Annotated in this window: 10 protein-coding genes; 7 read left to right on the top strand and 3 right to left on the bottom strand. The window is 40.8% G+C overall.

From position 1 onward, the window contains the following. Positions 1–7 precede the first annotated feature (7 nt). The gene (locus tag Q0948_RS10740) at positions 8–1,054 is read right to left on the bottom strand and encodes a D-alanine--D-alanine ligase (protein ID WP_298352543.1); all 1,047 of its coding nucleotides are present in this window, start codon (positions 1,052–1,054) and stop codon (positions 8–10) included. Positions 1,055–1,133: 79 nt separating this feature from the next. On the opposite strand from Q0948_RS10740, the gene Q0948_RS10735 reads away from it, so the two are divergent. The 4 genes from Q0948_RS10735 to Q0948_RS10720 all read left to right on the top strand — a co-directional run bounded on the left by Q0948_RS10735 (position 1,134) and on the right by Q0948_RS10720 (position 4,358). Next, on the top strand, positions 1,134–1,727 hold the full coding sequence (locus Q0948_RS10735; RefSeq protein ID WP_035327865.1) for a PASTA domain-containing protein: 594 nt from the start codon (positions 1,134–1,136) through the stop codon (positions 1,725–1,727). Between the two features lie 3 nt (positions 1,728–1,730). After that, positions 1,731–2,774 carry an RluA family pseudouridine synthase gene (locus Q0948_RS10730; protein ID WP_298352219.1) on the top strand — a complete coding sequence of 348 codons (1,044 nt, stop codon included), beginning with the start codon at positions 1,731–1,733 and terminating at the stop codon, positions 2,772–2,774. 333 nt (positions 2,775–3,107) lie between these two features. Continuing rightward, a complete protein-coding gene (yaaA, locus tag Q0948_RS10725; RefSeq protein WP_298352216.1) occupies positions 3,108–3,872 on the top strand; it encodes a peroxide stress protein YaaA in 765 nt (254 codons plus the stop codon). 3 nt (positions 3,873–3,875) lie between these two features. Beyond that, entirely contained in the window at positions 3,876–4,358 is a 483-nt protein-coding gene (locus tag Q0948_RS10720; RefSeq protein ID WP_298352215.1) for a hypothetical protein, read from the top strand. Here the strand turns inward: Q0948_RS10720 and Q0948_RS10715 are convergent. Then, positions 4,355–4,474 carry a 30S ribosomal protein THX gene (locus Q0948_RS10715; protein ID WP_035327856.1) on the bottom strand — a complete coding sequence of 40 codons (120 nt, stop codon included), beginning with the start codon at positions 4,472–4,474 and terminating at the stop codon, positions 4,355–4,357. The two genes, Q0948_RS10720 and Q0948_RS10715, sit on opposite strands and share 4 nt — an antisense overlap. A gap of 41 nt (positions 4,475–4,515) precedes the next feature. Between Q0948_RS10715 and Q0948_RS10710 the strand changes: the two genes are divergently transcribed. From Q0948_RS10710 to Q0948_RS10700, 3 genes are all read left to right on the top strand, one after another. Continuing rightward, positions 4,516–5,178: a uracil-DNA glycosylase family protein gene (locus Q0948_RS10710; protein ID WP_298352209.1), complete on the top strand. Its 663-nt coding sequence runs from the start codon at positions 4,516–4,518 to the stop codon at positions 5,176–5,178. A 397-nt stretch (positions 5,179–5,575) separates the two neighbouring features. Further along, a complete protein-coding gene (locus Q0948_RS10705; protein ID WP_298352206.1) occupies positions 5,576–18,595 on the top strand; it encodes an HYR domain-containing protein in 13,020 nt (4,339 codons plus the stop codon). A 98-nt stretch (positions 18,596–18,693) separates the two neighbouring features. Beyond that, positions 18,694–20,445, top strand: a complete 1,752-nt coding sequence (locus Q0948_RS10700) for a M14 family metallopeptidase (protein WP_298352203.1) — start codon at positions 18,694–18,696, stop codon at positions 20,443–20,445. Here Q0948_RS10700 and Q0948_RS10695 read toward each other — a convergent pair. Next, positions 20,413–21,036 (bottom strand): NUDIX hydrolase, encoded by a 624-nt coding sequence (locus Q0948_RS10695; RefSeq protein ID WP_298352201.1) that lies wholly within the window; start codon positions 21,034–21,036, stop codon positions 20,413–20,415. The two genes, Q0948_RS10700 and Q0948_RS10695, sit on opposite strands and share 33 nt — an antisense overlap. Positions 21,037–21,042 lie beyond the last annotated feature (6 nt).

Here is a 21,042-nt window from a genome sequence, read left to right as displayed (position 1 = left end):
TGTAAATTTAACTGTTATTTCTAATCGCCACTTCTATAGCTTTCCCAAACACTTCTGCAAGTGATAATCCTGCTGCTTTAAACTCTCTTGGGATGATACTTTCTTTTGAGAGACCAGGATTAGTATTTACCTCAACAAAATGTGGTTTCCCTTCGTGAAAAATAAAATCTATGCGGCAAATTCCCTTAAGACCCAGCAAGTCATAAATACCCTTTGTAAGTCCCTGCACATCTGCCGTCTCACGCTCATCTAGTCTTGCTGGTACAATCTCTTGTGATTTTCCAGAGTACTTTGCTTCTAGACTAAAGAAGTCTCCATCTGGTACAATCTCACAAACTGGAAGCACCTCTGCCCCATTGCCAAAATCATACACTCCTACAGATACTTCTGTCCCGCTCAAAAATGACTCAATCAAAACCTGATTATCTTCCTTAAAGGCATTATCTAGCGCCGCAATAAGATCACCTTCTTTGTACACCTTACTCACTCCATAACTAGAACCTGCGCGGTTAGGCTTTACAAAACAAGGGTAGCCCACTTTTATAGCAAGCAGGTTTTTAAAAGACATATCAATCTCATCGCCCTTATTTACATATACAGATTGCGCCATTGGCACGCCATATGAACTCAATACGCTTAGTGTGTCACGCTTATTAAACGTCATTGCACTCTCATAAAAATCACAACTTGTCTGTGGGATTCCTAGCAACTCTAAGTAGGCTTGTAGTTTTCCGTCCTCGCCTGGCGTTCCGTGTATGGTATTGTAACAGGCGTCAAAGGTTACCTTTTTCGCGGAAGCGTCCTTAAAGCTAAAGTCACCTTTATCTATCGTAAATCGCTCACCATCTATCACACAAAACCATCCCTCGGTAAGGATGTGCACGGCATATACTTGGTATTTTTCTTTATCTAAAGAAGCAACTACGGTGGCACCACTATTAAGCGATATTTCATACTCGCTACTGTAGCCACCCATTAAAACGGCGATATTTTTTTTCTGCACTTTCGTGAAAATTTTAAAGGAGACAACTAAATCTGTCTCATTAACGTACATTGTAAAAATAGGTATAATCATACCTACGCCAAATAGGCTGTCAATTTTATATATTTGCACCTCTAACCACATCCCATTTATGAGTTTTGTAAAATTTCTAGTAAGCAAAGCATTTGTAAAACAAATCGCCCTTGCCATCATTATTGTAATTGCCTTAATTTTTATCACCAGATGGTGGTTAGGTAGTACCACAAATCACGATGAGCGCATCGCAGTGCCTAATGTAAAAGGGATGACACTAGACCTCGTGAGTCAAGAACTAGAAAATGCAGAGCTGCGCTACTTTATCATAGACAGTGCAAATTTTAACCCAGATTACCCTAAGTACTCTGTCATAGATCAAGAGCCTAACGCTGGAAAATTTGTAAAAGAAAACAGACAGATATACCTAGTGCTTAACCCTTCTGGTTATCAAAAAATGACCATCCCTCCTATTGTGGGAAAAACACGCCGCCAGGCAGAGCCTACTCTTAAAGCCCTAGGTTTTAAAATAGGAAAAATCACCTACGTAGACTGGATAGGTGAAGACGAGGTGAGAGACTTGAGACACAAAGGAAAAAAAGTAAAAGCAGGAGATCGCTTAGAAAAAACATCTGTGATAGACCTCGTACTAGGTAATGGTAAAGGGGATTACCGAGATGCTATTTCCAATAACGCATCTGACGATAATTAAACAATGAACGAAGAACAACCCATAGGTCCAGAACCTCAAGACGATGAGCTATATGAGCATTATAGCTTTACTGCCAGTAAAGGTCAAGAACCGCTACGCGTAGATAAGTTCTTAATGAACTTTGTAGAAAATGCTACACGTAATAAAATACAAAAGGCTGCCAAAAACGGTAGCATACAAGTAAACAACAAAGTTGTAAAACAAAATTACAAGGTAAAAGCAGGAGATGTGGTACGCGCAATGTTTGAGCACCCGCCACACGAGTTTTTACTCACTCCAGAAGATATCCCACTAGATATTATTTATGAAGATGATGATCTTCTCGTGGTAAACAAGCCTGCCGGTATGGTCGTGCACCCAGGTCACGGTAACTACTCTGGCACCTTGATTAATGCACTTATACACCACATAGATAATCTACCTAATAACTCTAGCGAGCGCCCAGGACTTGTACACCGTATAGATAAAGACACCAGTGGTCTTCTAGTGGTAGCAAAGACGGAGCACGCGATGACCCACCTCTCAAAGCAGTTTTTTAATAAAACGACAGAGCGTGAGTATGTGGCCATCGTATGGGGTAACGTGGTAGATGATGAGGGTACGATAGAAGGTAACATAGGTCGTCACCCTAAAAACCGCCTTCAGAACACCGTTTTTAAAGATGATGAGGAGGCGCAAGGAAAACCAGCCGTTACACACTACAAAGTACTAGAGCGCCTAGGATATGTAACTCAGGTGGCTTGTAAGCTTGAGACGGGACGCACACACCAGATACGTGTGCATATGAAGTACATAGGTCACACCCTTTTTAATGATGAGCGTTACGGTGGTAATGCTATTTTAAAAGGAACCTCATTTACAAAGTACAAGCAGTTTGTAGAAAACTGTTTTAAAATATTACCACGCCAGGCACTACACGCAAAAACACTAGGTTTTGTACACCCCACCACAGGCGAGTACAAACGTTTTGAAACTCCCGTACCAGAAGATATGGCGGGCTGTATAGAAAAGTGGCGCGCCTATGCCGTACACAGCAAAGAGCAGTAAGGTTTTTTTCGCTTTCGCGAAAGCTTACTCATAACAATAAGCAGCAACTCCTTTTGGGGTTGCTTTTTTGTTTTGTGATGTTTACGTAAGTTTTTAAATTATTACTTAAATGCCATTCAACACCTACCTCAACCTTCCGTCAAAGAAAAGGAGCTAGAAGTCTCCCTTTGAAGGGAGATTTAGAGGGATGTTGAACATTTGGTATTATTAAATCTTACATCTTTATAAATCAAACACCACATTAAACTATCAATCCCACCATAACCAAAAACAATAGCCAAGCACTTAATTATAAGACATAATTGCTAACTTTGATACAAAAGAAAAACACCTATGAAAATCGTTGTATCACCAGCAAAGTCACTTAATTTTGAAGATAAGCTACCTACTACGCGTGCTACACAGCCGCAGTTTTTAGAGCAAGCAGAAAAGCTTAACAGCAAGCTTTCTAATACGACAAAAAAAGAGATTCAAGATCTGATGCACATCAGTGAGAAGCTTGCAGACTTAAACTACCAGCGATACCAAGATTTTACAACTCCATTTACAAAAAAGAATGCGAGACCAGCGGTGTACACCTTTGATGGTGATGTATACACAGGGCTCGATGCCTATACCCTACCCACAGAAAAGCTTGACAAACTTCAAGACACCTTACGTATTTTAAGTGGGATGTACGGGATCTTACGACCGCTAGATTTAATGCAGGCATACCGCCTTGAGATGGGTACAAAACTAGAGTACTACAGTAATAAAAATTTATACGAGTTTTGGGGAGACACCCTTACCGAAGTGCTTAATAAAGAACTTGAAGATGATGAGCTTTTTGTAAACCTTGCGAGTCAAGAGTACTTTAAGTCTATAAAACCTAAGCAGCTCAAAGTACCCGTAATCACACCTATCTTTAAAGATTTTAAAAACGGGAAACTCAAGATTATTTCATTCTTTGCAAAAAAAGCCCGTGGCTCGATGGTGCGTTATATTATAGATAAGGATGTAAACACAATAGACGGTCTCAAAGGTTTTGATTACGACGGCTACGCTTACAGCGCAGAAGAGTCTAATGAAGATAAAAACGAATTTGTATTTACAAGGTAATCGATGCTAAGATCACTAATTATAGCGCTGTTTATTCTCTCCAGTGTACAAGCAATTGCTTGCACCTGTGCAAAAGACCCAAGAATTTCAAAAAAAGAAGAAATTACAGAAAAGTACAAACGCGCCGATGTCGTTTTTAGTGGTAATCTTATCAAGAAGGAAGTACTTAATAAAGCACGCAAGCGCAGTAGCGGAGATCCCGTGCGTTATACCTTTGAAATCATCAAACAGTACAAGGGCTCTTTTTCTAAAAGCACGATTGAGATACTTTCTGAAGCTTCTGGGAGTAGTTGTGGCTATGTATTTAGTGAAGGTTTGACTTACTTAGTGTATACAAGAGCTAGTTCGCATTTTAATGATAGATTTCCACAGCTGGTAGATGATAAAAATGCGCATACAACCGGTCTCTGTTCTGGTAATATCCTCAGAAAAAAGGTAGACAAAAAACAACTACGTATTTTAAAAAGACTAAGAGCAAAAGGTTAAACCTTCTCCATCTTTGCAGCTTCTTTAGCTTTTTTACGTCCTTTCTTTCGGCGGCGTGCGCCAAAGGTGCCTCTACTTATCTTACCTCGTCTTGATTTTTTATCTCCGCGTCCCATAATGCTATTGTTTCCTTTCAATTTACGAACTTTACAAGCATATGTCAAGACCTTTTAAGCACACACATCCCTACCCGCCATTTAATCTAGAGAAAGCAACCAAGCTTATTGTGGGTACATTACCGCCACCACGCTTTACAACGGGTGACTTAAAAGTGGGTGATGTAGATTTTAGTTACGGTAGCATAGACGGGCAATTGTGGCCCATACTTAATAAAATTTTTGACTTAAACCTCACATTTGAGACTACGGCAGAAGCCATAAACCAGCGCAAGGCATTTCTAAAATCAAGAAACATAGGTGTTTGTGACATTGTAGCCTCTTCAGAGAGACAAAAAATAGATGCCTCAGACATAGGGATGAGTAACATCACACTGCGCGATATCTTCGGTTATCTCTCTAAACATACACAAGTAGACACCCTATTATTTACCGGTGGAAACAGTAAAAATGGCCCTGAGTATTTCTTTAGGAAAGCTTGTAAAGAAAAACAGGTGCGCCTTAAGGTTGTAAGCGATGTAGTACCTAGAGTACACAACTTTGACTGGGAAGGTCGTACTATTAAAATGGTATCACTCACAGCACCCTCTGGAGCGGCAAATAGAGCCGTGGGAAGCCTGGAACTTTATAAAAAACTAAAGGCAGAAAATCCTGATTTTAACACCATAGATTTTAGAGTATTACAATACACTCCTTTTTTCTAAAAGCTAGATTACATCACGTAAAAAGTGGCTAATTATTTGTTTATCAAAACAGTGTCCACGCATCTCATTTCGGTAAAGTGTATAGCGATTATTGCATCAAATTGTGTAATACGTATTTACCAAAGGGGCAATAAGCTATAACAGCAAGTTTTTAATGTCTTACAGAAAGTGATGTGAGACATCTACTCAAATATGCCTTATAGACGTACTTAATGCGCGATGTGAGAAGAATTACGCTTTCGCGAAAGCGTATATATAAATAGTATTTGATTTGAGCTAAACAGGGCATTTACCCCTAGCCTATTGCGCGATTTCTGACGGAAATTTCTGACCTAACTCACTTTATACAAACCACTTATAGTGTATACATTTAGTCTTCATTAATTGGGGGATTAATATGAAACAAATTACTACTGCGATACGCATACTCTTGGTATGTGGTATCTTTTCGACTGCCATTGCGCAAACCGCACCGACTTTTACAGACTGTCCTGTTGCACCTATTACACAAATAAATGATGCCGGACTATGCGGTGCAAATGTCACATTTGCCACGCCTACACCAAACGATCCGGATGGAACGGCAACCTTTACGGTTACACAAATAGAAGGTCCAGCATCTGGAGACTTCTTTCCTGTGGGAGATACTACAGTAACCTTTGAGGCTACTGGAGATCCAGACGGGGTGGCGACTTGTACCTTCACAGTTACAGTAACAGATAATGAAGCTCCAGTGGCAAACTGTATTGCTCCATTTACAATTACCTTAGATGAGGATGGCCTTGCAAGTATTACCACAGCAGATGTGGATGATACCGTTACACCTTCTTCAGATAATTGTCCAGACGCTGTATTATCACTTGATATAACCAGCTTTGACTGTTCTAACATAGGTGATAATACGGTAACGCTCACCATAACAGATGCTGCAGGAAATACAGATACGTGTACCACAACCATAACTGTAGAAGCTGGAGCACTTGATATTACCTGCCCGGCAGATATCATACTTAATCTTTCTGAGAATGTTGCAACGGTTACACCTGTCTCTGCATCTACATCATTCACAACTGTTTTCGACAGTTCGCTCAGCAATACCTATAACGGTAGTGGCTTATCAGAATTTCCAAGTTTTACTGCAACTCACGACGCTACAGTGCCTGCAAACTCCTTTATAGGTGGTGGTACTAGTGGTATTATAGAATATAGTTTAGGCGGTACAGAGCGCATAAATGGAATCTACATCTGGAATCAAAATGCAGGTGGTCCTGGTGCCTCAGGCTCATCTGGTATACAAGATGTTATTATAAGTGCTTCTACAAATGGGACAGATTTTACACCTATTTCAGGCGCTCCTACAACATTTGCACAAGTAATAGCGAGTGATAACGCTGCAGTGCAAGAATTTACTTTTGAACCTATTGATGCCTCGACTATACGCATAGAGGTATTATCTAATTATGGAGATGGCAACACAGGTCTGGGAGAAATCATTTTTTCTAGTATTACAGATGGTTGTGGAGCAGTCATCACCTATGATGCACCTATAGTAGCTACAAATTGTGTGGCAGCCACCGTTACTCAAACAACAGGATTTGCTAGTGGAAATCCTTTCCCCATAGGTACAACTACAAACACCTTTATTATAGATGATGGAAACGGAAATACAGCAACTTGCTCTTTTGATATTACCATTATAGATGATGTGGCTCCTATCGCTATTTGTCAAGATATTACGGTACAACTAGATGCAACGGGCTCTGTTACCATCACTCCTGAAGAAATAAACAATGGCTCTACAGATAACTGTGGTACGGCAACCCCAACCTTAGACATAACAGATTTTACGTGTGCAGATATAGGAGAAAATACCGTAATTCTAACCATAACAGATGACAATGGTAATAGTGCTACCTGTGAGGCTATTGTCACAGTAGAAAATACTGTAGTACCCACCGTAGTATGTCAAGATATTACCATAAGCCTTGATGATACAGGAGTAGCAACCATTGTAGCTGCAGATATTGATAATGGTAGTTCTGTAGCTTGTGGAGCTCCTATACTAAGCGCAGACATCACAGAATTTAACTGTGAAAATTTAGGAGTTAATACCGTTACACTTACGGTTACAGATGATCAAGGTAATACAGCAAGTTGTGAAGCAATCGTTACGGTAGAGAGTAACAGTATTACAACCATCACTTGTCCAGCAGATATTACACTTAATCTTTCTGAAGTGGCTACACCCATCATACCGTCATCTGCTAGTACTAGTTTTACCACTGCTTTTGGGTCGAGCCTTACTAATACTTTTAATGGTAATGGACTTACCACTTTTCCAGATCTCAATTCTGACCACAGCTCTTCTGGAGTTACAAACTCGTGGATAGGTGAAGGAACCTCTGGCACAATCACTTTTAATCTAGGTGGTAGTCAGACCATAAGTGGCATTTCTTTTTGGAATCAAAACAACGGAGGTCCTGGTGCTTCAGGAACCTCGGGCATTCAAAATGTCATTATCTCATCATCAACAAACGGAACAGATTTTACACCTATCCCTGGAGCACCAGCAGTATTTGCACAAGTAACTGGAGATGGTCCTGTGGCCCCAGAGGTCTTTAACTTTACACCTATCATTGCTTCTAGCATTCGCATAGAAGTACAATCAAATTATGGAGATGGTAATACCGCTTTCGCGGAAATAGCATTTTCTGATGACACACCAGGTTGTGGTGCACTAGTAGCTTATGTAACGCCATTTTCTAATGCTGCCTGTAATGGCGGTGGTGAAGTAACACAAACAGCAGGATTACCTAGCGGAAGTGCTTTCCCAGTAGGAACAACCGCAAATACCTTTGAAGTTACAGATGGCAGTGGCGGAACGCAAACCTGCTCATTTGATATTGTTATTACCGATAATGTAGCACCAGATGTATTATGCCAAAACATTGAGGTTCTTCTAGACGGAACAGGTAATGCTATCATCACAGCAGCCGATATTGATAATGGCACTACAGATAATTGTGGAGATGTAACCTTGAGTATTGATCAAGATACATTTACTTGTGCAGATGTAGGTACGCCAGTTACTGTGACGCTTACAGCAACAGATGTAAATGGAAACAGCGCTTCTTGTGAGGCGATTGTTACGGTTACCTCTAATGAACTACCGGTGGCCGTTTGTCAAGATATCACTATCCAACTTGTGGATGGTATGGCGAGTATCACTCCAGCAGACATTGATAATGGCTCAGGATCTACGTGTGGTACTGCCGTAGAATTATCGCTAGATGTACAAGAATTTACCTGTGAGAATCTGGGGGATAACACTGTAACGCTTACCGTGACAGATGCTTCTGGAAATACAGATACCTGTACCGCAATTGTTACCGTAGAAAATAATGAGCCGCTTGTAATTACTTGTCCGGCAGATATAAACATTAACTTATCTGAAGTCGCTACGCCTATCATTCCTAACTCGGCTTCTACTAGTTTTACGACGGCATTTGGCTCAAGTCTCAATAACACCTTTAACGGTACAGGGCTTGATGCTTTCCCATCTTTAGAAAGTGAGCACGCACCATCGAGTAACACCAACTCGTGGATAGGTGAAGGAACTACCGGAACTATAGATTTTTCTCTTGGTGGTGTGACAACCGTTTCTGGACTTGCCTTTTGGAATCAAAATGGTGGAGGTCCAGGGGCAGATGGAACTTCGGGTATTCAAAATGTGATTATCTCATCATCAACAAACGGAACAGACTTTACACCTATTCCTGGGGCGCCTACTTCTTTCACGCAAGTGATACCAAATGCCGCTGCCGCACCAGAAATATTTAACTGGACACCAGTAATGGCGTCAACCATACGCATTGAAGTACAATCTAATTATGGAGATGGAAATACTGCCTTTGCAGAAATTGCTTTCTCAGACACCACCTCAGGATGTGGCGCAGTGATTACTTATGAAGATCCGTTTACAAATCAAGAATGTTTCCCAGGAAGCACTCTTACTCAAACCGCTGGGTTTGCATCGGGAAGTGCTTTCCCACTGGGTACTACTACAAATACTTTTGAAGTAGATGATGGCGCTGGTAATATCATCACTTGCTCTTTTGATGTGACAATAACAGATGATGTTGCTCCAGATGTGGTATGTCAGGATATCGAAGTGGTACTTGATGAGACAGGAAACTTTGTAATCACAGCAGCAGATATTGATAATGGTACTACAGATAATTGTGGAGATGTAACCTTGAGTATTGATCAAGATACATTTACTTGTGCAGATGTAGGTACGCCAGTTACTGTGACGCTTACAGCAACAGATGTAAATGGAAACAGCGCTTCTTGTGAGGCGATTGTTACGGTTACCTCTAATGAACTACCGGTGGCCGTTTGTCAAGATATCACTATTCAGCTTGTGGATGGTATCGCAAGTATCACCCCTGCAGACATTGATAATGGCTCAGGATCTACGTGTGGTACTGCCGTAGAATTATCACTAGACGTACAAGAATTTACCTGTGAGAATCTCGGAGACAATACTGTAACGTTTACCGTAACAGATGCTTCTGGAAATACAGATACCTGTACCGCAATTGTTACCGTAGAAAATAATGAGCCGCTCGTAATTACTTGTCCGGCAGATATAAACATTAACTTATCTGAGGTCGCTACGCCTATCATTCCTAATTCGGCTTCTACTAGTTTTACGACGGCATTTGGTTCAAGTCTCAATAACACCTTTGACGGTACAGGGCTTGATGCTTTCCCATCTTTAGAAAGTGAGCACGCACCATCAAGTAATACCAACTCGTGGATAGGTGAAGGAACTACTGGAACAATAGATTTTTCTCTTGGCGCTGTGACAACCGTTTCTGGACTTGCCTTTTGGAATCAAAATGGTGGAGGTCCAGGGGCAGATGGAACTTCGGGTATTCAAAATGTGATTATCTCATCATCAACAAACGGAACAGATTTTACACCTATTCCTGGGGCGCCTACTTCTTTCGCGCAAGTGATACCAAATACCGCTGCCGCACCAGAAATATTTACTTGGACACCAGTAATGGCGTCGACCATACGCATAGAAGTACAATCTAATTATGGAGATGGAAATACTGCCTTTGCAGAAATTGCTTTCTCAGATACCACCTCGGGATGTGGTGCAGTGATTACTTATGAAGGTCCGTTTACAAATCAAGAATGTTTCCCTGGAAGTACACTTACTCAGACTGCTGGGTTTGCATCGGGAAGTGCTTTCCCACTGGGCACTACTACTAATACTTTTGAAGTAGATGATGGTGCTGGTAATATCATCACTTGCTCTTTTGATGTAACGATAACAGATGATGTTGCACCAGATGTGGTATGTCAGGATATTACTATACAACTAGATGAAACGGGCAGTGCTTCTATACTTGCCTCAGATATAGACGGCGGAACGGCAGATAACTGTACAGATGTCACACTTTCTATAGATATAGACAAATTTGGCTGTGTAAATGTGGGCGAAAATATAGTAACCCTTACTGCAACTGATGGTAATGGAAACACCTCCTTTTGTGAGGCAATTGTAACGGTAGAAAATCTAAATATACCAGAGGCTATCTGTCAAAACATAACTGTAGAACTAGACGCTACGGGCATAGCAATTATAGATCCTGTACTACTAGATGGGGGAAGTACTTTTGTTTGTGGACCACTTACTTATGAAGCAGATGTTACAGAATTTACCTGTGAAAATTTAGGCGAAAACACCGTCGTTCTTACAATTACAGATCCTCAAGGGAATACCTCAACCTGTGAGGCGATAGTTACCGTAGTAAATAATGAACCGGTAACCATAACTTGCCCAGATGATATTATTCTTAATCTTTCTGAGACGCTAGAACCTATAGCGATTACAAGTACTACTACAACTTTTACGGCTGCTTTTGGTAGTGAACTTTCAAATGCTACAAACGGCGCAGGGCTCACCGTCTCGCCAAGTACTACAGCTACACACGAGCCTACAACTCCGAGCAACTCTTTTATAGGAACCGGTACTGCTGGAACATTAGAGTTTAACTTTGGTAGTGAGACTCTTGTAAGCGGACTATCATTTTGGAATCAAAATGGTGGTGGTCCCGGTGCAAATGGTTCTTCTGGTGTTCAAAATGTAGTCTTTTCTTATAGCACAGATGGAACAAACTTCATCCCTATTCCAGGTGCTCCATCTATTTTTTCACAAGTCACAGATAATGATTTTTCGGCGCCGGAGATTTTTACTTTTGATCAGATAGCGGCTACGGTAATACGTATGGAAGTGACGAGTAATTATGGAGATAGTAATACCGCTTTCGCGGAAATAGTCTTTGCCGATATTTCGTCAGGCTGCGGAGCAATTGTCACTTACGAAGGACCATTTACAAATGCCCTCTGCACAGGAGGTGGTGAACTTGTACAAACCGAAGGTTTTGCGAGTGGAAGTCCATTTCCGCTAGGAACAACCACAAATACTTTTGAAGTGACAGACGGCGCAGGAAATATACAAACGTGCTCTTTTGATATCACTATAATAGACGATGTTGCGCCAAGAGCTGTATGCCAAAACATAACCTTAGAAGTAGACGAAACGGGTTCTATAGCTATTACTCCTGAAGATATAGACGGAGGCAGTACAGATAACTGTGGTGACATTACATTGTCAATAGACACAGATACATTTACCTGCGATAATGTAGGAGACAATATAGTTACCTTAACAGTTACAGATAGCAACGGCCTATCATCTTCTTGTGAAGCTATTGTAACTATTGTAGGGAGCGTTGCTCCTACTGCTGTTTGTCAAGATATCACTCTACTACTAGATGCTGATGGCACAGCAACCCTGACTCCTGATCAAATAGATGGTGGAAGCTTTGCCACTTGTGGATTATTTACACTTAGTACAGATATTACAACGTTTACCTGTGACAACTTAGGAGAAAATACTGTGATACTCACTGCCACAGATGCATCTGGAAATAGCACTACTTGTGAAGCAATCGTTACTGTAGAAAATAATGAACCACTTGATCTAACCTGTCCGGAAGATATGATTATCAATCTTTCTGATGTGCTAGAGCCTGTTACACCTACTAGTGTGACAACGAGTTTTAATTCAGCCTTTGGTAGTAGTATACAGAACACCATTAACGGCGTTGGTCTTGCAACCTCACCAAGTCTTACTGCGACTCACGATGGAACTACAACAAACAATGCCTTTATAGGAGCTGGCACAACGGGAACTATAGACTTTGATCTCGGCACCGAAAGAACAATAACTGGTTTTTCTTTTTGGAACCTTAACGGCGGTGGTCCAGGTGCGAATGGCTCTTCAGGAATTCAAGATGTAAGTATTTCTTATTCGGTAGATGGGACAACCTTTGTTCCGGTAGATGGAGCGCCGGCAGTTTTCGCGCAAGCGTTATCATCACAAGACGTAGCTCCAGAGACATTTAGCTTTACACAAATAGCAGCTACTGTTATACGCTTTGAAGTATTAAGTAATTATGGTGATAGCAATACTGGATTTGCAGAAATTGCTTTTGCAGACACCACGGTAGGTTGTGGTGCAGCAATTATATATGAAGGTCCTTTTACAAATGTAGATTGTCTAGGTGGTGGAGAGCTTGTACAGACGGCAGGTTTTGCCAGCGGTAGTATTTTTCCACTAGGTACAACCACAAATACCTTTGAGGTGACTGATACAAATGGCACCACTCTGAGCTGTTCTTTTGATATTACGGTGATAGATGATGTAGCGCCAAGAGCAGTGTGTCAAGATATCACGATACAACTAGATGAAACAGGCTCTGCAACTATAGAGGCGGCAGATGTAGATGGAGGTAGTACAGATAATTGTGGTGATGTGAGCATTGCTATAGACATAGATAAATTTGGCTGTGAGAATGTAGGAGAGAATATAGTTACCCTAACCGTTACAGACAGTAATGGATTAATTTCTACTTGTGAAGCAATTGTGACTATTGAAAATCCTAATATACCTGTTGCAGTTTGTCAAAACATCACACTAGAACTTGATGCTACCGGTGTAGGCACACTAGACCCTGCCTTACTAGATGGAGGAAGTACTTTTGTATGTGGACCACTTATCTATGAAGCAGATATCACAGAGTTTACGTGTGAGAATCTAGGCGAAAACACCGTTGTACTTACAGTAACAGATCCTCAAGGCAATACCTCAACGTGTGAGGCTATTGTAACTGTAGTTAATAACGAGCCAGTAACCATTACGTGCCCAGAAGACCTCATTCTAAACTTATCTGAAGTACTAGAACCTGTCACCATAAGTAGTACAACAACGAGCTTTAGCCCTGCCTTTGGTAGTGATATAGCAAATGCTACAAATGGAACGGGATTAAGTACCACAACTAGTACTACAGCAAATCACGAGGCTACCACGCCTAGTAATTCTTTTATAGGCGCAGGAACTTCTGGTACAATTGATTTTAACCTGGGAGGAGAGACTCTTATAAGTGGCTTCTCTTTCTGGAATCAAAATGGTGGTGGTCCTGGTGCAAATGGCACTTCTGGCATACAAGAGATAACAATGCTCTACTCTACAGATGGCACAACATTTACTGCTATCCCGGGTGCTCCTACTACGTTTGCTCAGGTAACGGCAAGTGAGCCATCTGCGCCAGAGCTATTTACTTTTGATCAAATTGCTGCTACCGTGATTCGTATGGAGGTGATGAGCAATTATGGAGATGGTAATACCGCTTTCGCGGAAATAGTCTTTGCCGATACTCCGTCAGGTTGTGGGGCAATTGTCACTTACGAAGGACCATTTACAAATGCGCTTTGTGCTGGAGGTGGTGAACTTGTACAAACCGAAGGTTTTGCAAGTGGAAGCCCGTTCCCGTTAGGAACAACCACAAATACTTTTGAAGTTACAGACGGTGCCGGTAACGTACAAACGTGCTCTTTTGACATCACCATTATAGATGATGTAGCACCAAGAGCTGTTTGCCAAGCGATTACTATAGAAATAGGTGAAGATGGTACGGCCAGCATTACACCAGAAGATATAGATGGAGGCAGTACAGATAACTGTGGTGATATTACATTATCAATAGATACAGATACTTTTACTTGCGATAATGTAGGAGAAAATACAGTGACACTTACCGTTACTGATAGTAATGGTCTTATCGCTACTTGTGAGGCTATTGTTACTGTCATAAGTGACAGTCCTCCTACTGCTGTATGTATGGACCTTACCGTACAACTAGATGAAGACGGAATGGCAATCATCACCCCAGAACAAGTAGATGGGGGTAGCTTCTCAAACTGTGGCACTTTTGAGCTTACACTAGACCAAGACGCCTTTACTTGTGAGCAACTAGGTGAAAATATAGTATTACTTACTGCAACGAGCCCTAGTGGCGAGTTTACGACTTGTGAAGCTATTGTGACTGTAGAGAATACACAGCCGCTTAATATTGAGTGTCCAGAAGATATTGTTCTTAATCTTTCTGAGGTATTGATGCCTGTAGAAGTTTCTAATGGTACGACATCATTTAGTCCTGCATTTGGAAGTGAGCTTGCAAATGCTTTTAATGGCACTGGTCTTGAGATGTCTCCTAGCTTAATGGCAAATCACGAAGCCTCGACACCTAGTAATGCTTTTATAGGTACTGGGTCGAGCGGTAGTATAGATTTTGATCTTGGACAAGAAACCATTATAAATGGATTCTCTCTATGGAATTTAAACGGTGGAGGTCCTGGTGCAAATGGCACTTCTGGTATTCAAGATGTTACTATACTATACTCGTTAGATAACGTAACATATACAGTACTTACTGAAGCGCCTACAGTATTTGCTCAGGTTACTACTTCAGAACCTGTAGGTCCAGAGGTATTTACATTTACTCAGGTTGCCGCTCGCTACATACGCTTTGATGTACAAAGCAATTATGGCGATGGTAATACAGGAATAGCAGAGGTCGCTTTTGCAGATGTAACAGATGGATGTGGCGCTATTGTAAACTACGATGGTCCTTTTGAAAATCTTGATTGTCTAGGTGGCGGTACTTTAGAACAAACAGCTGGTTTTGAAAGTGGTAGTCCGTTCCCGCTAGGCACCACTACAAATACATTTATAGCAACTGACACTAATGGTAATGAGGTTACTTGCTCATTTACAATCACACTAATAGATGATGTAGCGCCAAGAGCCGTTTGCGCACCTATAACTATAGTGCTTGATGAAAATGGTATCGCAACTATTACCGCAGATGATATTGACAATGGAAGTTCTGATAACTGTGGTGATATTACTACCGCTATAGACATTGATTCATTTACTTGTGAGCAACTAGGGGAAAACACAGTAGTACTTACCGTAACAGATGCAAATGGAAATAGCTCGACTTGTGAAACTATTGTCACTGTCGAAACCAACATAGCACCTACAGCTGTATGTCAAAACATTATAGTAGAACTAGATGAAGAAGGAATGATTACCGTAGACCCAGTACTAGTAGATGGAGGCAGTACTGCTGTTTGTGGCGAACTAACTTATGAACTAGATGTGTTTGAGTTTACTTGTGATAACCTAGGTGAAAACACTGTTATTCTAACAGTAACAGATGAGCAAGGTCTCACTGCTACTTGTGAAGCAGTGATAACAGTAGTTAATAACCAACCTATAGAAATTACCTGTCCAGAAGATTTGGTTATTAATCTATCTGAAATTTCTAACCCTATCGTACCTACGGGAGCTACTACAACATATAATAGCGCCTTTGGCAGTACGCTTTCAAATGCAATAGACGGAACGGGCCTAAACACCTCTCCTAGCCTTACTACAAATCACGCTCCTTCTACTCCAGAAAATTCTTGGATAGGAGAAGGAAGTACTGGTACAATTGATTTTGATTTAGGAGCAGAGACAACCGTGAGCGGATTCTCTTTCTGGAATCAAAATGGTGGTGGTCCGGGGCCAGATGGAACTTCAGGTATAAGAGATGTTTTGATTTCTTATAGTATAGATGGTAGTACGTATATAGATGTAGAGGGAGCGCCTATAGTTTTCGCGCAAGCGGAAGAAAACGCACCGAGCGCACCAGAGGTATTTACATTCACCCCTATTACGGCAACTACAATCCGTATGGAAGTACTATCTAATTATGGAGATGGAAATACAGGTTTTTCAGAAATTGTATTTTCTGATGCGGCATCGGGTTGTGGGGCAATTATTTCTTACGAAGGACCATTTACAAATGAGAACTGTGTTGGCGGTGGTACTGTTACACAAACTGCTGGTTTTGCAAGCGGCAACCCATTCCCCGTAGGTACCACTACTAACACCTTTACTGTAGAAGATGGTAATGGTAACCTAGATACTTGTTCTTTTACAATCACAATTATAGATGATCTAGCACCTAGAATGTTTTGTCAAAATATTGAGATAGCACTAGATGAAAATGGAATGACAACCATAACCCCAGAAGATATTGATGGTGGCACAAGTGATAACTGTACGCCAGTAAGTTTAAGTATAGATATTGATTCATTTACGTGTGAAAATCTTGGTGAAAACGTGGTTACCCTCACGGCTACAGATGAGAATGGAAATACAGCAAGTTGCGAGGCTATTGTAACGGTTACAAGTAGTGTTATACCGCAAATCACTTGTCAAGATATCACTGTTGAGCTTGATGAGAATGGTATGGTTACCATTATACCAGAAGATGTACTTGCAGATACATCTTCTACTTGCCTTATAGATAATTTAGAATTAGATATATCAGAATTTGGCTGTGCAAACACCGGTCCAAATGTGGTAATAGTTACTGCTACAGATAATGCTGGCAATACGGCTACTTGTGAAGCGATTGTGACAGTTATAGATGTTACTGCACCCACACCAGAATGTATGGATGCAACCATCTCACTAGATGAAAATGGTATCGCAATTCTTACTCCAGAAGATGTAATAGGTAACCTAGTACCTGTACAGGCTATTCCTTTTACTGGTGACGGAGTGCCAGAAAGTATCCCGATGACAGGCACAGGAGGTACAAATTGTGCCGGAGGACCTACCACATCTACAGCAGCAGTAGATCTTGAGGGCACTATAGGTGACGCCTATCGCATTGCTACGGTCATTGTAGATCTGGATCACTCTTTTGTAGGTGACCTAGACTTAACCCTTACATCACCACAAGGTACAGAACTTGTACTCTCTGCAGGTAATGGCGGAAATGCACAGGGTTATGAAAATGCAACCTTTGATGATGATGGAGAAGACATCACAATGGCAACAGGTCTTGTAAACGGAATTTATTCTCCAGAAGGAGGAACCTTTGCAGATACTTTTGCTGGTGAGCAAATAAATGGAAACTGGAGTCTATCTGTTTGTGATAATACACAAGGTGACGTTGGTCAACTATTGAGATTTGAGATAAGCTTTGCAGATCCAGATGACGATCTTCTAGGAGTTCCTGATAACTGCACGCCTACTTCAGATATTGAGTTTGACGTAGACACTTTTGATTGTTCTAATCTAGGCGAAAATGTTGTAAATATTACCGTTACAGATGCAAAAGGTAATGTAACCACTTGTACAGTAAATGTCACTGTAGTAGATGAGGCTCCACCTACGGCAATCTGTCAAAGCATTGTTGTTATACTTGATGAAGATACTGGTACAGCTAGTATAACACCAGATATGATAGACAATGGTAGTACAGACAACTGTGGTGGAGAGGTAACACTCAGCCTAGACATAACAGAGTTTGGTTGTGCAGATGTGGGAGAAAATATCGTGACACTCACCGTTACAGATCAAAACGGAAACACTGCCACTTGTGAAGCGACTGTTCTTGTAGATGCAGATGATTTTGGACTCATCTCTTGTCAAGAAGATTTTACCGTAGAGGCAGATCTCTTTGACCTTTATGAGATAGAAAACTACATAGAATCACTTACAGATAACTGTGGTGGTGGCACCTTTACAAACGTCTCTCAACAACCTGTTGCTGGCACGATCATAGATGCTCCTCAAGAGGTTCCGGTAACGCTTACAGGTTTTGACGAAGATGGAAATATGGTTACCTGTGAGTTTACAATCACAGTGACTAACAACCCGCTAAGTGTAGATGATTTAAGCTTACGCGAAAGCGACATCATACTATTCCCTAACCCCACGCCAGGAGACATTACTCTCAAAAACTTGAGTAATACTCCACTAGATTATATGGTTATAACAGATATAAGAGGTCGTATTGTTGAGCGTATAGAGTTATCTAGTAGCGGTATAAACACAAACATATCACTCAGATATTATGAAGCTGGAGTATATTTTATGCACATAACGGCAGGGCAAACACAACTTGTAAAACGAGTTGTAAAAAAATAACAACTAACCAATCTCCCTGCTTTAGGCCTCATTTTTAAAAAGAAGATGGGGCCTTTTTTTTGTCAATTTGTATCTTCACAGCACAATCCAACCATCATATGAAAAAAGTTATCGTACTCATCGCCATCTCTATCCTTAGTTTAAGTTGTGGAGAGCACAAAGACAACCCAGATAATACAGACTTTACAACCCTCTTTGAAAAAAGCGGTGGTACAGAAACACCTACTTATGATGAGGTGATCACATTTTATCAAGACCTTGACAAGGCATACAGATCTATAAAAACCTACGAAGTAGGAATGACAGATGCAGGTAAGCCCCTCACGCTAGTCACCTTTAATCCTAACCGTAGTTTTGATAGTGAGTTTACTGATGATATAGATGTGCGCCGTATTCTCATAAATAATGGCATTCACCCGGGAGAGTCAGACGGGATAGATGCAACAATGATGCTCATGCGTGACCTCGCACAAGGCAAGATAGAAGCACCAGAAGATACTTGGGTAAGTGCCATCGCCATATACAATATAGGAGGTGCTCTTAATCGTAACAGTACATCACGTACAAATCAAAATGGGCCAAAAGAATATGGTTTTAGAGGTAATGCAAGAAACTACGACCTCAACCGCGATTTTATAAAACGTGACACAAAAAACGCAAAAGCCTTTGCAGAAATCTATCATATGATATCACCAGATGTTTTTATAGATAATCACGTGAGTAATGGCGCAGACTATCAGTACACCCTTACCCATCTTTTTACACAACACAATAAGCTAGGCGGTGCTTTAGGTAACTACGTGCACGACACCTTCCAGCCTATGCTTGAAAAAGATCTAAAGAGTAAAGACTGGGAGATCACTCCTTATGTAAACGTTTTTAATAGCGTTCCAGAAAAAGGTTTTAGCCAGTTTATGGACTACCCACGTTACTCAACAGGCTTTACATCACTATGGAACACCATAGGCCTTATGGTAGAGACACATATGCTCAAGCCTTATAAACCACGTGTAGAAGGTACATATGAGTTAATGAAAAGTGTCTTAAAACTCACTGCTCAAAACGGAGATCAGATTAAAAAAATACGTGCAGAGGCTTTTAACGCTTTCGCGAAAGCGGAAACTTACCCCGTACAATTTGCTCTAGACACAACAAAAACCACAACCTTAGAATTTTTAGGCTACGAGGGAGAAATGATACCAAGTAAAATCACAGGAAAAGAACGCCTCAAATATGATAAAACAAAGCCTTTCACAAAGGATGTAACCTACTACGATTACTTTAAACCAACTAAGGAAGTGCGTGTACCTAAGGCATATGTGATACCTAGAGGGTACCGGGACATTGCTCTTATTCTCAAAGACAACAACATTAAGTTCGAACAGCTTAAAAAAGATACTACGTTTACTGGAGAAGTATATCACATAGATACCTATGACACTCGCAAGAGTGCTTACGAGGGTCATTATTTACATTACAACACAGCTGTAAAAACTACGAGCCAAGAAGTAACTGTGTCAAAGGGTGGCTATCTCGTACCTACAGATCAAGATGGAATACGCTACTTGCTAGAAACCCTCGAGCCAGAGGCAACAGACAGTTTCTTTAACTGGAACTTTTTTGACACCATATTGCAACAAAAGGAAGGATTTTCACCATATGTGTGGGAAGACAAAGCACTCGAAGTCCTTAAACGCAACCCACAATTACAAATTGAATTTAACCTCAAAAAATCACTAGAACCTCAATTTGCCGAAAACTGGTATGCCCAGCTAGACTGGCTTCATAAAAAATCACCTAACTATGAGAAAGCCCACCTACGCTACCCTATCGTTAGGATGCTTAACTAGATATGTACTCGGGAAGATGAGCTTGATATTTTCGTAAGATTTATCAAGCGCTTTTTGTGCTTTTTCAAAGTTGAGCCACTTTGCTTTTTTTATACCCTCTTTAGTTTGCGGTACAAGAGCCTCTGTAGAGCTTGTATGCATTTCATACCAGAAAGTCTCTTTAAGTCTAAATTTACCGTTGCGTTTAAAAACGTGATAAGTAATCTCAAGCGGTCTATTAATAGTAAGTCCTTTTACACCGGTCTCCTCCTCTACTTCTCTCAGAGCACATTCTTCTATGCCTTCTTTCTTTTCTATCTTTCCTTTAGGGAGGTCCCACCTGCCGTTGCGGTGTATAAAAAGAATTTCCTTTTTGTCATTATAAACAAGACCACCACCAGCTATCACGAGCTTAAGCTTCTTGCGTAAATGTTTAAGAAGTTTTTCTTCTTTAGGGTGATATAGATTGATGTATAGCTGTTCTCCATCATACAGTTTTTTGATTAATTTTTTAATCTTAACCGTCTTAATCGGAATCGTCTTATACTGTTTACCTATTACCTTTTCGGTAGATAGAATAATAGGAATATCATTGACAAAAACTTTATACATTTGCAA

It is taken from the genome of uncultured Dokdonia sp. (assembly GCF_947496725.1).
GTDB lineage: Bacteria > Bacteroidota > Bacteroidia > Flavobacteriales > Flavobacteriaceae > Dokdonia.
This window is presented reverse-complemented; position numbering and strand designations above follow the sequence as displayed.

Excerpts from the sequence above, each read along its gene's own strand:
- Q0948_RS10695 (WP_298352201.1), bottom strand. The coding sequence starts at position 21,036 with ATGTATAAAGTTTTTGTCAATGATATTCCTATTATTCTATCTACCGAA.
- Q0948_RS10700 (WP_298352203.1), top strand. The coding sequence starts at position 18,694 with ATGAAAAAAGTTATCGTACTCATCGCCATCTCTATCCTTAGTTTAAGT.
- yaaA (WP_298352216.1), top strand. The coding sequence starts at position 3,108 with ATGAAAATCGTTGTATCACCAGCAAAGTCACTTAATTTTGAAGATAAG.
- Q0948_RS10735 (WP_035327865.1), top strand. The coding sequence starts at position 1,134 with ATGAGTTTTGTAAAATTTCTAGTAAGCAAAGCATTTGTAAAACAAATC.
- Q0948_RS10705 (WP_298352206.1), top strand. The coding sequence starts at position 5,576 with ATGAAACAAATTACTACTGCGATACGCATACTCTTGGTATGTGGTATC.
- Q0948_RS10715 (WP_035327856.1), bottom strand. The coding sequence starts at position 4,474 with ATGGGACGCGGAGATAAAAAATCAAGACGAGGTAAGATAAGTAGAGGC.
- Q0948_RS10720 (WP_298352215.1), top strand. The coding sequence starts at position 3,876 with ATGCTAAGATCACTAATTATAGCGCTGTTTATTCTCTCCAGTGTACAA.
- Q0948_RS10740 (WP_298352543.1), bottom strand. The coding sequence starts at position 1,054 with ATGTACGTTAATGAGACAGATTTAGTTGTCTCCTTTAAAATTTTCACG.
- Q0948_RS10710 (WP_298352209.1), top strand. The coding sequence starts at position 4,516 with ATGTCAAGACCTTTTAAGCACACACATCCCTACCCGCCATTTAATCTA.
- Q0948_RS10730 (WP_298352219.1), top strand. The coding sequence starts at position 1,731 with ATGAACGAAGAACAACCCATAGGTCCAGAACCTCAAGACGATGAGCTA.